Source organism: Streptomyces sp. NPDC056479 (assembly GCF_042795335.1).
Classification (GTDB): domain Bacteria; phylum Actinomycetota; class Actinomycetes; order Streptomycetales; family Streptomycetaceae; genus Streptomyces.
Genome location: NZ_JBHTRZ010000014.1, coordinates 159,739 through 172,024 on the forward strand (window position 1 = coordinate 159,739; position 12,286 = coordinate 172,024).

Sequence of the window (12,286 nt, forward strand, 5' to 3'; positions counted from 1 at the left end):
CTTCAGCGGGGGCGCACTTGTCGGTGCCGGAGCTTCGCCGGCGGTGCTAGAGCTTCTCCACGGGCGCGTATCGCAGCAGCAACCGCTTGGGCTTGTCCCCGAAGTCGATCGTCGCCTCGGCGTTCGCACCCGTGCCCTTCACGGCCATCACCGTGCCGAGCCCGAACTGGTCGTGTGTGACGCGGTCACCGACCGCCAGCTGGACGACCGGCTTCTCCGAGGTACGGCGCGTGGCGAAGCCGGAGGCGCCCGAGGCCGAGGAACGCGAGCGGGACGAGGACAGCGACGCGGCGACCCCGGACACGGGACCGGAGGAGACCGGCGCGGTCGCCCCGGTGCGCTTCCAGTCCACGTGCTGTGCCGGGATCTCCTCCAGGAAGCGGGACGGCGGGTTGTACGACGGCTGCCCCCACGCGCTCCGCATCGACGAGCGCGTCAGATAGAGCCGCTCACGCGCGCGCGTGATGCCGACGTAGGCGAGCCGCCGCTCCTCCTCCAGCTCCTTGGTCTGGCCGAGGGCGCGCATGTGCGGGAAGACGCCGTCCTCCATGCCGGTGAGGAAGACGACCGGGAACTCAAGGCCCTTGGCGGTGTGCAGGGTCATCAGGGTGATGACGCCCGAGCCGTCCTCCTGCTCGTCCGGAATCTGGTCGGAGTCGGCGACGAGCGCGACCCGCTCCAGGAATGCCGCCAGTCCGGCGGAGGCCTCGCCCTCGCCCGACTCCTGCTCGAATTCCAGGGCGACGGCCGCGAGTTCCTGAAGGTTCTCGATGCGGGTCTCGTCCTGGGGATCGGTGGACGCCTGCAACTCGGCGAGATAGCCGGTCCGTTCCAGGACCGCCTCCAGGACGGTCGCCGGCCCCGCGCCGGACTCGACGATCGTACGGAGCTCCTCCATCAGCGTGTTGAACCGCTTGACGGCGTTGGTCGACCGCGCGGCCATCCCGTACGCCTCGTCGACACGCTTCAGCGCCTGTGGGAAGCTGATCTTCTCCCGCTGCGAAAGGGCGTCGATCATCGCCTCGGCGCGCTCACCGATGCCGCGCTTGGGCACGTTCAGGATCCGCCGCAGCGGTACGGAGTCCTCGGGGTTGGCCAGCACCCGCAGGTAGGCGAGGACGTCCCGGACCTCCTTGCGCTCGTAGAAGCGCACACCGCCGACGACCTTGTAGGGCAGCCCGACGCGGATGAAGACTTCCTCGAAGACACGGGACTGGGCGTTCGTACGGTAGAAGACGGCGACATCGCCGGCCTTCGCGTCGCCCGCGTCCGTCAGTCGGTCTATCTCCTCGGCGACGAACTGCGCCTCGTCGTGCTCGGTGTCCGCGACATAGCCGGTGATGCGCGCGCCCGCGCCCGCGTTGGTCCACAGGTTCTTCGGGCGACGGGACTCGTTGCGCTCGATGACCGCGTTGGCGGCGGTCAGGATCGTCTGCGTGGAGCGGTAGTTCTGCTCCAGCAGGATCGTCGTCGCATCCGGGTAGTCCTCCTCGAACTGGAGGATGTTGCGGATGGTGGCGCCCCGGAACGCATAGATGGACTGGTCTGCGTCACCCACCACGCACAGCTCGGCGGGCGCGAGGTCGTCCTCGCCGGGCGGCACGTCGACGGGGTGCTCGCTGGTCCCGACGAGCTCGCGCACCAGCGCGTACTGCGCGTGGTTGGTGTCCTGGTACTCGTCCACCAGCACATGGCGGAACCGCCGGCGATAGTGCTCGGCGACATCCGGGAAGGCACGCAGCAGATTGACCGTCGTCATGATCAGGTCGTCGAAGTCGAGGGCGTTGGCCTCCCGCAACCGCGACTGGTACATCGCATAGGCCTGAGCGAGGGTCTTCTCGAAGCCGTCCGTCGCCTGGGCGGCGAAGTCCTCCTCGTCGATCAGCTCGTTCTTCAGGTTGCTGATCTTGGCGCTGAAGGACTTGGGCGGGTACCGCTTGGGATCGAGGTCCAGATCACGGCTCACGAGCGCCATCAGCCGCTTGCTGTCGGCGGCGTCGTAGATCGAGAACGAGGACGTGAACCCGAGCTTCTTGCTCTCCCTGCGCAGGATGCGCACGCACGCACTGTGGAAGGTCATCACCCACATCGCGTTCGCACGCGGGCCGACGAGCTGCTCGACGCGCTCCTTCATCTCGCCGGCGGCCTTGTTGGTGAAGGTGATCGCGAGGATCTGCCCCGGATGCACGCTCCGCTCGGCCAGCAGATGGGCGATGCGATGGGTGAGCACACGCGTCTTGCCGGAGCCGGCCCCGGCCACGATGAGCAGCGGGGTGCCGGAGTGGACGACGGCGGCGCGCTGGTTCTCGTTCAGCCCCTCCAGCAGTGCCGCGGCGTCGATGGCCGGGCGCGGGGCGCCGTCGCGGTAGTAGGCGTCCCGGTCCGGTGGCACGTCGAACTTCCCACCGAACAGATCGTCCGGAACCGGCTCCGGAGCGTGATCGCCCTCGGGCGGTGGTGGCGGCTCTTCCTCGTGGGCCCGTGGGGCCTGGAGGTCCGCCAGGAAGCTGTCGTCAAAGAGGCTGCTCATCGCTCTCCGAGTCTAGGCCGCCCCACTGACAGCCCGCCGCCGCCCCGAGAACATCACACGTTCCGATTCCCGACGATCTTCCGTTCCCACCCACCCGAGAGCCCTCTCACCCCCCGCGACCAGCCCCTCACAACCTGCGATCACCCAGACAGAACGGCCGATTAACCCGACAAAAGCCACTAACCAGCCCACTCCTCGGAGAAGCGCACAAACAGTCACACACTCCCCGAATCAAGCACCTTCAGTCCCGCCCTGACTCAAGGTCACGAAAATGTATCGGGCATATCGAACATCAACCTTCACAGGCGCCACACGAGTTGGCTACCGTGCCGGACAGGCCGTACGACCCCCACCGGCGAACGACGCCGGGCCGCACGGCCTCCGCCGAGTCCGGCGCGTCTCACGGCGCGCGGAGCCGGGGACCCACCGAACTTGGGGTGAATCGGCCCGACTTCCCATCCGGGAGCGGCCGTAGGGCAACCCTTCCGAACCACCCGCCCGAACCCGACAGCTAACTCGGTAGGCGGAGCATGGAAGGAGTCGCCTCCCTTGGCGTCGCACCGCAAGTCGCGTCCCGCTGGTACGCGCGTAGCAGGCATACGGACCCCCGCCCTCGCCACGGCGGCCCTCACCTCCGTCGCCCTGCTGTCCCAGACGGCCAACGCGAGCCCCTCGACGGACGACAAGCCCAGCCTCGAAGAGGTCGAGAAGAAGGTCGACGACCTCTACCGCCAGGCGGAGTCGGCGACCGAGAAGTACAACGCGGCCAAGGAGAAGACCGCGAAACAGCGCAAGCGCGTCGACACCCTCCTCGACGACGTCGCCCAGCGCACCCAGAAGCTCAACGAGGCACGCGAGGAACTCGGCCGCTCCGCCGCCGCGCAGTACCGCACCGGCGCCTCGGCCCCCGACACGGCGACCTTCCTCCTCGCGGACACCCCGCAGGACTACTTCGACCAGAGCCAGCTGATGGGCCGCATGACGGACCGTCAGAAGGAGTCGGTCGACGAGTACGTCACGCAGCAGTCGGCGACGATGGAGAAGCGCAAGGAGGCCACTGAGAGCCTCGAGACGCTCACCGAGTCGCAGAGCGACCTCCAGAACGCGAAGACCACCGTCCAGCAGAAGCTCTCCGACGCACGCGAACTCCTCTCGAAGCTGACGGCGGAGGAGAAGGCCCGCCTCGCCGCGATCGAGAAGCGCAAGCAGGAGGAGGCCGCGCGCAAGGCGGCCGAGCTGGCCCGCCAGCAGGCGGAGGCCGAGCGCCAGCGCCAGGAAGCCGAGCAACAACAGCAGCAGGAGAACACCGAGCAGCCCCCGGCCGACTCGGGCACCTCGGACTCGTCCTCCTCGGACAGCTCCTACGCCACCAAGGCCGAGAAGACCTTGGCCTTCGCCCGCTCCCAGATCGGCAAGCCGTACGTCTGGGGCGCCACCGGCCCCGACTCCTACGACTGCTCCGGCCTCACCCAGGCCGCCTGGAAGGCCGCCGGCGTGGACATCCCCCGCGTCACCTACGACCAGGTCAACGCCGGCACCACGGTCCCCCTCTCCAGCGCCCAGCCCGGCGACCTGATCTTCTTCTACGACGACGTCACCCACGTGGGCGTCTACATAGGCAACGGCATGATGATCCACGCCCCGAAGCCCGGCGCCTACGTCCGCGAGGAGTCGATCTACTACGACGGAGAGTCGTCGATCCACAGCGTGGTCCGCCCCGCCTGACCCGGCCCCTCTCCCCACCACGCGCGCGCGGGCCACTCATAAGGCCACGCGCGCGTGCTTCGTCAGTCGCACCGAAACGCACCCGCACCCGCGTACGGCGGCAAGGGGCTGTGCCGGGGGGTGTCCGCCCGCAGCGGCAGGCGTCAAGAAACAGCACCTCCTGACGCCCAGCAACCGCCGGACCGAGGACGGACACCCCCCGGCACGGCCCCGACCCAGAGCGCACCCGCAGGCGCCAGGCGCACCCCCACTCGCCGAAGCGGGCCGCCGCAGGCATCAACGCACACCCAACCCCCCGCGCGCCCCACCCCCAACCCCCACCCCGCTCCATAGCATCGCCCCATGCCCGCCAGCACCACCCCCACCTCCCCCCTCCACACCTGGTGGTCGCAGCGACCCCCCACCGCCGGCGCCGCCGTCATGGCCACCGGCATCATCTCGGTGGCCCTCCACCAGACCGGCTACGAAACCCTCTCCCGCATCGCCCTGGCCCTGGCCTGCGCAGCCTGGCTCGCCCTCGCCGGCGACTTCACCGCCCGGCTCCTCTGGGACCGCCCGGGGTGGCTCAAGGAGGCGGCCACCCCCGCCGCCCTGACCGCCATCGCCGCGACAACAGTCCTCGGCACCCGCTTCACCGCTCTCGGCTGGGAAACCCTCGCCGAAGCCCTCATGGCCCTCGCCGCACTGCTCTGGCCCGGCCTCCTCATCACGGTGGCCCGCCACTGGCGCCGCCACATGCCCGGCTCGGTCTTCCTGGGCTGCGTCGCCACCCAGGGCCTGGCCGTCCTCGGCGCGACACTGGCCGCGGCCGAGAGAACGTCATGGCTGGCCCACACCGCGCTCGTCCTGTTCTGGGTGGGCCTCGCGCTCTACATCCTCGCCCTGCCCCGCTTCGACCCGCGCCAGATCGCCCAAGGCGCCGGCGACCACTGGGTGGCGGGCGGCGCCCTGGCCATCTCCGCACTCGCCGGCTCGAAACTCCTCGCCGCCGACGGCCCCGACCTGTACCTCTGGAACACCGACGACGCCGGCGTCCTGCGCACGGTGACCGCGGCCGTGCTCGTATTCGACTTCGCCTGGTACGCCGTCCTGCTGATCGGCGAGTTCGCATGGCCACGGCCGCGCTACGACGTACGCCGCTGGGCCACCGTGTTCCCGATGGGAATGACGGCGGCGGCGACCCTCTCCGTCGCCTCCGCCGAGGACGTCCCCTGGCTGGAGACCCCCGGCGAGGTACTCCTCTGGATCGCGGTGGCGGCGTGGCTGGCGGTCACCGCGGGCGCGGCGCGGGCCTACATCGGCTCGAGAACCCCCGGGGCCCCCGCCAGCGGCGTCACGTCCACAACACGGCGATGAAGACGTTCGCCGTGGTCAAGAGCCCGACCACACCGAACAGACTCTTGTCCACCGTCTCCTCGTCCCGCTTCACATAGACGAGCCCGAGGATCACTATCAGCAGCGCCAGCTTCACGCCGATCTTGATGTTGTTGACGGGCTGGTCGTCCGCCTGATTGAGGCCGACGAGGATCACACCGGTGACCAGCATGGTCAGCGCGCCGTGCAGCATCGCGGGGACGAACCGGGCGGTGCCCTGTCCCATCGCCTTCATCTGGGTGAAGAAACCACCGAGCAGCGCGGCGATACCGATGATGTGCAGACCGACGAAGAGATGGATGAGTACGTCCATGGAGCCGGAGCCCAACCACCACGAAAAACCCACCCGACACCGCCCTGCGCCCTACCCAGCCCTCGCATATATGCGCGCCATAGCACCCCGCCACCCCTCCGCAACCCCGAATCGCCACATCGGTCAGCACTCAGCGTGAACCAGACGCCCCCATCCCGGGATCACGCTCACTTACGGTCACCGACGGTCCGCTCTCAGCACTTCCGCACAACGCGTCACCGACCCGGCACAGCGAGGTTTAGCGTCCTCCACCAGGTGACCGGCTCCCCACCGCCGCCCGGGCCAGGGGCGGCAGTCGGCCACCACCGCCGAAAAAGTCCGGCGGCGGCCCGCTCCCCCTGTGCAGGCCGCCGCCGGATGCGTAACCCGCCCCGGGCGGTCGTACGTCCGCTCCCCCCAGGCGCACGTACACCCCGCCGCTCCTCCGGGGCGGGCGACGCCCACCGTCCGCCGTCCCAGGCGGGCGTAGGGGACGAGGCGGTCGTACGAAAGGACGTGCAGTCCACGTGGCAGCGCACCGAAAGCCCCGCCGCCGCACGGTCGGCGGCATCGGCGGCATCGGCGGCAATACCGCCCGCACGGCATGGACGATCGCCTTGGCGGGCGCGGCGACGGCGACGGGTTTCGACGGGACCGGACACGCCGAGCCGCAGCTGACACCGGCGCAGGTGAAGGCGAAGGTGGACAAGCTGTACCAGGAGGCGGAGGTCGCCACCGAGAAGTACAACGGGGCGAAGGAGAAGGCGGACGCGGCCGAGCAGCGGATCAGGACGCTTCAGGACGAGGCCGCCCGCAAGACGGACACGCTCAACTCGGCACGTGACGCGCTCGGTTCGATGGCCGCGGCGCAGTACCGCGCCAGCGGCGTCGACCCCGCGCTCCAGCTCGCGCTCTCCGAGGACCCCGACCGCTATCTCGCCGGCGCCGAGTTCGCGGACCGCGCCGGCCACCGTCAGGCGGCGTCCGTCGCCGACGTCCGCAGACAGCTGCGCGAGATCGAGCAGCTGCGCGGCGCCGCCCACATCGAACTGACCTCGCTGAAGTCCCGCCAGGCCGAGCTGAAACGCCACAAGGAGACGCTCACCGGCAAGCTGGACGAGGCCAAGGAACTGCTCGCCCGGCTGACCGCCCAGGAGCGTGCCCACCTCCAGCAGAGCGGCACGGACCGCGCCGCCCGTTCCGCGACAGGCGCCCGCGACGCCCTCACCGCCCTCGGCCCGGCCACCGCGGGGGCACCCAACTCCCGTGCGGCGTCCGCCATTTCCTACGTCTACGCCAAGCTCGGCAGTCCCTATGTCTGGGGCGCGACCGGCCCGGACGCCTTCGACTGCTCAGGCCTCACCCAGGCCGCGTACCGCTCGGCCGGCATCTCCCTGCCCCGTACGACGTACGCCCAGATCGACGCGGGCCGCCGCGTCTCCCGGTCCGAACTCCTCCCGGGCGACCTGGTGTTCTTCTACTCGAGCATCAGCCACGTGGGCCTCTACATCGGCAACGGCCAGATGATCCACGCCCCGAACCCGTCGGCCCCGGTGCGCGTGGCCCCACTCGACGAGATGCCCTTCGCAGGGGCCACCCGGGTGGCTTGAGCGAGCGTGGGGCCCCGCCGGACCGGGGCCCGCCCTCACACCAGACGCCGTGCCGTCGCCCACCGAGTCAGCTCATGCCGATTCGACAACTGGAGCTTCCTCAGCACCGCCGACACATGCGACTCGACCGTCTTCACGGAGATGAACAGCTGCTTGGCGATCTCCTTGTACGCGTATCCCCGCGCGATCAGCCGCAGCACCTCCCGCTCGCGCTGGGTGAGCCGGTCGAGGTCCTCGTCGACCGGCGGCGCGTCCGTCGACGCGAACGCGTCCAGTACGAACCCGGCGAGGCGCGGCGAGAACACCGCGTCGCCGTCCTGGACCCGGAAGATGGAGTCGACCAGGTCCGTGCCGGTGATCGTCTTCGTCACGTATCCGCGCGCACCGCCCCGGATCACCCCGATCACGTCCTCCGCCGCGTCCGAGACGGACAGCGCGAGGAAGCGGACGGGCTGCTCGGCGTCCGCCATCAACGGGGCGCAGCGGCGCAGGACTTCGACGCCACCGCCACCGGGGAGGTGCACGTCGAGGAGGACGACCTCGGGTCGGGTCGCGGTGATGACCGTGACCGCCTGGTCGACGTCCGCGGCCTCGCCGACGACCTCGACGCCGGTCTGCTCGGTGCGGCCGATCTCGGCCTGGACTCCCGTACGGAACATGCGGTGGTCGTCGACGAGGACCACGCGCACATGCCGCTCGCCCGCGCTCCCGCCGGTCGACTCCACGGGTTCGTTCGCCTCGGTCGGGTCGCTCATGACGTCTTCTCCGCCCTCTCCATCTCCAGCTCGACCTCCGTGCCGCCGCTCGGTACCGCCCGGAGCCGGGCCGTACCGCCGTTGCGCTCCATGCGGCCGATGATCGATTCTCTAACGCCCATACGGTCGGCGGGTATCGAGTCGAGGTCGAAGCCCGGACCGCGGTCCCGGACGGACACGAAGACGGTCTTTCCCTCGACCTCGGCGTAGACCTGCACGGCGCCGCCCTCGCCACCGTACTTCGCGGCGTTCACCATCGCCTCGCGCGCGGCCTGCATCTGTGCGGCGATCCTCTCGTCGAGCGGGCAGTCGCCGACGACCACGACCTCTATGGGGACGCCGTGCTTGTCCTCCACCTCGGCGGCATTGCGTCGCACCGCGTCGGCGAGGTTGGCGGGTTCGTCGGCTTCGTCCTTGCCGGTGCCCTCGGGCTTGTAGAGCCAGGTGCGCAGGTCGCGCTCCTGGGCGCGGGCGAGGCGGCGGACCTCGTTCGCGTTCTCCGCGTTGCGCTGGATCAGGGTCAGGGTGTGCAGCACCGAGTCGTGGACGTGGGCGGCGACCTCGGCGCGCTCCTGGGCGCGGATGCGCATCAGACGTTCCTCGGAGAGGTCCTGGGTCATCCGGACCAGGTACGGCCCCGCGAGGAGCGTTATGCCGACGAGGACAGCCAGGGCGGCCTGCAGGACGGAGCCGAGGTGGGCGGCGGAGCCCTGGAGGACGAAGATCCCGGAGACGCCGGCCGTGACCAGGACGACGCCGCCCGCGGCACGCAGCAGACTGAGGGTGCGCCGACGCCGCCCGACCTCCATCCAGCGGGCCCGGCGGGCGTTGTCCGCCTGGCGCCAGACCAGGGCGACGCCCGCGCCGACGAGGACGGCGGGCAGCAGATAGGCCTTGGCGCCGTTGCCCAGGTCCACGCTGCCGACGAAGACCATGGCCACCGCGACCATGAGGAGCAGCGCGACGATCTGCCCCTTGTCCGGCTTCCGGGCGACGAGTCTGCGGCGGCCGTCGGCCGCGGTCTCGGTGGTGAAGGGAGGCGGCCGCTGTGCGTCGACACCGCCGACGCCGAGCGGCACGAAGAACCAGAACGCGGCATACAGCAGCGCGCCGAGGCCGTCCGCCATGAACAGGCCGACGAAGACGAGCCGCACCCAGATGACGGGCAGGCCGAGATGCCCGGCCAGCCCCCGCGCCACGCCCCCGAGCCAGCGTCCGTCACTGCTGCGGTAGAGCTTGCGCGGCGGCCGCGGTTCGACAAGTGGCGCTGCTGCGGCTTCCGGCATGCCATCGATGTTCACACGCCCGGCCGACCAGGGCATCAGGGTCGACCCCCTAGACTCCCCTGATCTTCGGAGGCCGCCGTCTCGCACACATCCCCCGCACCCGCCTCAGGGCCGATATCAGGGTCCGACCAGGGTCATTCCGACTCCCATCTCGCCGACCCGACCGTCACCATGGACCCATGACCGATCACCAGCACGCCGCGGACTCCGTGCCCGAGCCGGACGCCGTGCCCACCGCGGGCACCCCGTCCGGCCCGGCACCCGCGAGCGCCGCGGGTGAGGAACCCCGCGCGCACGCGAGCGCGGAGACAGAGGCGTCCGAGGAAGCGGGCGTCCTCGACCCGCCGCACAGGTTCCGGCGCGACAGGGGGAACAAGATGCTGGCCGGCGTGTGCGCCGGGCTCGGACGGCAGTGCGACATGGACCCGGTGATCTTCCGGATCACCCTCGCCGTGCTCTCCGCGACCGGTGGCATCGGCCTGATCTTCTACGGTTTCGCCTGGCTCTTCGTCCCGTACTCCGACGAGGACGAGAACGAGGTGCGCAAGCTGCTGACCGGCCGAGTCGACGGCCAGGCGCTGACGGCCGTGCTGTTCGCGCTGGTCGGCTGCGGCGTCTTCCTGACACTCCTGAGGAACGGCGGGGTGCTCGCCTTCGCCGTCGTCCTCTCCCTCCTCCTGGCGGGCGCCGGCTACTGGTCGCGACACCGTGGCACCCCCGACCCCGACCCCCTCTCCGCCCAGGCCGTCGCCGACGCCCCACCGGAGGCCCAGGCCCCACCGGTCGCCACCGCCTACCCCTCCTGGTGGCGCGACCCCATCGTCAAGGACGGCACCCACGAGGGCGGCACGGGCTATCTCTGGGGCCCCGGCGACGCCCGCGACCGCGACATCGCGGCCGCCGTCAACATCGGCCTGGGCCACACCTGGAGCAGCCGCCAGGACATCCGGACCCGTCGCCCCCAGCAGCCCAAGCCGCGCGGCCCCCGCTGGATCGGCGGCTGGGTGTTCCTGCTGGCCCTCCTCGCCGGCGCCCTGGGCACGGGCGCGACGTGGGAGGACGACACGCTCGGCACCAGCCTCCAGACCGGCCTGGCCTGCGCGCTGCTGGTCATAGGCCTGGGCATAGCGATCAGCGCGTTCCTGGGCCGCACGGGAGCGGGCTCCGTCTTCCTGGCGATCATCACCGCGGGCCTGCTGGCCGCCTCGGCCGCCCTGCCCAAGGACATCAGCACCCACTGGATCGAAAAGGACTGGCGACCGGCAGCCGCGGCACAGGTGAAGGACGACTACGAACTAGGCACGGGCGTCGGCACCCTGGACCTGACCCGGCTCCGTTTCACCGAGGGACAGACGGTGACGACGAGGGCCGACGTGGGCGTCGGCCAGCTGAAAGTGATCGTCCCCAAGGACGCGACCGTGAAGCTGAGCATCGACGTCGGCGTCGGAGACATCCAACTGCCGGGCGACGACGAGCAGGACGTGGACGTCGCACCGGGCAAGCACAAGGAGCTGACCCTGAAACCGGCCACGGGCACCAGAAGCGCGGGCACGCTGGACCTCGACCTGAGCGTCGGAGTCGGACAGGCGGAGGTGAGCCGTGCTGCGTCATGAGTTCCAGCCCGGAAGGCTGGTCGCCGGCACCTTCCTGACCCTCACGGGCATCATCTACGCCGGTGACGCGGGCGGCGCCTGGGAGACACCGTGGTTCGCGGTGATCCCCCTGGTCATCTTCGGCCTGTTCCTGGCAGGCACGACGGCACTCGTGACCCGAGCGATCCGCCGCAGACACCGCACCACCACACGCCCAGCCGCCACCCCCCGCCAGGACACACCCGCCTGACCAGCGACCGAGCTACCGATACCCGCCCATCCGCTGCCGTCGCCGCGCCCGAATAGCCGCATCCACCGACAACAGGGAAGCACCGGCCAGCACAAGCGGCAGCCAGGCCATCAGATAAGCCAGGTCATTGCCGTAGTAGTAGGGCTCGGAGGCCCAGCTCACCGTCAACCACAGACTCAGCGAGATAAGCGCCCCACCGAGCGCCGCCAGACGGGCGAACAGCCCGATCAGCGTGCCGATGCCGACAGCCAGCTCACCGAAGGCGATGGCGTAACCGAAGGCCACCGGGTTGTCCAAGGCCATGTCGACCATGGCCGGAATGGCCGACGAGTCCCGAACGGCACGCATCATGTCGCCGATCGAGCCCGCACCTGAGTCCTTCATGAAGGCGCTGTCGGTGAGTTTGTCCAGCCCGGCATAGATGAAGGTGACGCCGAGGAAGACGCGCAGAGGGAGCAGCGCGTAACGGGTGGCGGTGTCCCGCCAGCCCCGGTCGCCGTCAAGATAAGGGCTGTGGGTGTCCGTATGCATACCGTGAGTCATCGCCAGTAGCCGCCTCTCGCCCGCCGGTGCCGTGACCCCTCAAAAGACCATACGTAAGCAGTGGCTGCGCCGCTCAACCGTGCCGCCCCGTATTCTCCGCCCAGGCCGCCCCCCGGGAAACCCCCGCGCCCCCCAGACCTCACCAGGGGGCAGCCGCTCCCAGACCCCGGTCGCCCATGAAGGACCCACATCCTCAAACGCCGGACGGGCTGGATGGTGCCGGCGGCCCACCGGCCCGCACCCGCGTACGGCGGCAAGGGGCCGTGCCGGGGGGTGTCCGCCCGCAGCGGCGGGCGTCAACGAAGAGCACCTCTCTGCCCGACGGCAAC

The 12,286-nt window shown here is 70.3% G+C and carries 10 protein-coding genes and 1 riboswitch; of the genes, 5 read left to right on the forward strand and 5 right to left on the reverse strand.

Annotated elements, in window-relative coordinates; translation table 11 throughout:
• Window positions 1-46 precede the first annotated feature (46 nt).
• Window positions 47-2,530 carry a DNA helicase PcrA gene (gene pcrA, locus ACFQ6S_RS41550; protein WP_383421113.1) on the reverse strand — a complete coding sequence of 828 codons (2,484 nt, stop codon included), beginning with the start codon at window positions 2,528-2,530 and terminating at the stop codon, window positions 47-49.
• Window positions 2,531-2,902: 372 nt separating this feature from the next.
• Window positions 2,903-3,071: riboswitch (cyclic di-AMP (ydaO/yuaA leader) on the forward strand.
• An 8-nt stretch (window positions 3,072-3,079) separates the two neighbouring features.
• Between pcrA and ACFQ6S_RS41555 the strand changes: the two genes are divergently transcribed.
• Together ACFQ6S_RS41555 and ACFQ6S_RS41560 are read left to right on the forward strand one after the other, a co-directional pair.
• Entirely contained in the window at window positions 3,080-4,255 is a 1,176-nt protein-coding gene (locus ACFQ6S_RS41555) for an NlpC/P60 family protein (protein WP_383421116.1), read from the forward strand.
• A gap of 342 nt (window positions 4,256-4,597) precedes the next feature.
• Window positions 4,598-5,611, forward strand: a complete 1,014-nt coding sequence (locus ACFQ6S_RS41560) for a tellurite resistance/C4-dicarboxylate transporter family protein (RefSeq protein WP_383421119.1) — start codon at window positions 4,598-4,600, stop codon at window positions 5,609-5,611.
• Here the strand turns inward: ACFQ6S_RS41560 and ACFQ6S_RS41565 are convergent.
• Window positions 5,589-5,942, reverse strand: coding sequence for a hypothetical protein (locus tag ACFQ6S_RS41565; RefSeq protein ID WP_383421122.1), 354 nt, complete (start codon window positions 5,940-5,942; stop codon window positions 5,589-5,591). The two genes, ACFQ6S_RS41560 and ACFQ6S_RS41565, sit on opposite strands and share 23 nt — an antisense overlap.
• 506 nt (window positions 5,943-6,448) lie before the next feature.
• Here ACFQ6S_RS41565 and ACFQ6S_RS41570 point away from each other — a divergent pair.
• Window positions 6,449-7,531, forward strand: a complete 1,083-nt coding sequence (locus ACFQ6S_RS41570; protein WP_383421125.1) for an NlpC/P60 family protein — start codon at window positions 6,449-6,451, stop codon at window positions 7,529-7,531.
• Between the two features lie 35 nt (window positions 7,532-7,566).
• Here ACFQ6S_RS41570 and ACFQ6S_RS41575 read toward each other — a convergent pair whose 3' ends face one another.
• On the reverse strand, window positions 7,567-8,286 hold the full coding sequence (locus tag ACFQ6S_RS41575; protein ID WP_383237463.1) for a LuxR C-terminal-related transcriptional regulator: 720 nt from the start codon (window positions 8,284-8,286) through the stop codon (window positions 7,567-7,569).
• Entirely contained in the window at window positions 8,283-9,608 is a 1,326-nt protein-coding gene (locus ACFQ6S_RS41580; RefSeq protein ID WP_383421128.1) for a PspC domain-containing protein, read from the reverse strand. The genes ACFQ6S_RS41575 and ACFQ6S_RS41580 overlap by 4 nt, the downstream gene beginning before the upstream one ends.
• A 143-nt stretch (window positions 9,609-9,751) precedes the next feature.
• Between ACFQ6S_RS41580 and ACFQ6S_RS41585 the strand changes: the two genes are divergently transcribed.
• Window positions 9,752-11,185 carry a PspC domain-containing protein gene (locus ACFQ6S_RS41585; protein ID WP_383421131.1) on the forward strand — a complete coding sequence of 478 codons (1,434 nt, stop codon included), beginning with the start codon at window positions 9,752-9,754 and terminating at the stop codon, window positions 11,183-11,185.
• Window positions 11,172-11,414 (forward strand): hypothetical protein, encoded by a 243-nt coding sequence (locus ACFQ6S_RS41590; protein WP_383421134.1) that lies wholly within the window; start codon window positions 11,172-11,174, stop codon window positions 11,412-11,414. The genes ACFQ6S_RS41585 and ACFQ6S_RS41590 overlap by 14 nt, the downstream gene beginning before the upstream one ends.
• A 12-nt stretch (window positions 11,415-11,426) precedes the next feature.
• Here ACFQ6S_RS41590 and ACFQ6S_RS41595 read toward each other — a convergent pair whose 3' ends face one another.
• Window positions 11,427-11,957 (reverse strand): DoxX family protein, encoded by a 531-nt coding sequence (locus ACFQ6S_RS41595; protein WP_383421137.1) that lies wholly within the window; start codon window positions 11,955-11,957, stop codon window positions 11,427-11,429.
• Window positions 11,958-12,286 lie beyond the last annotated feature (329 nt).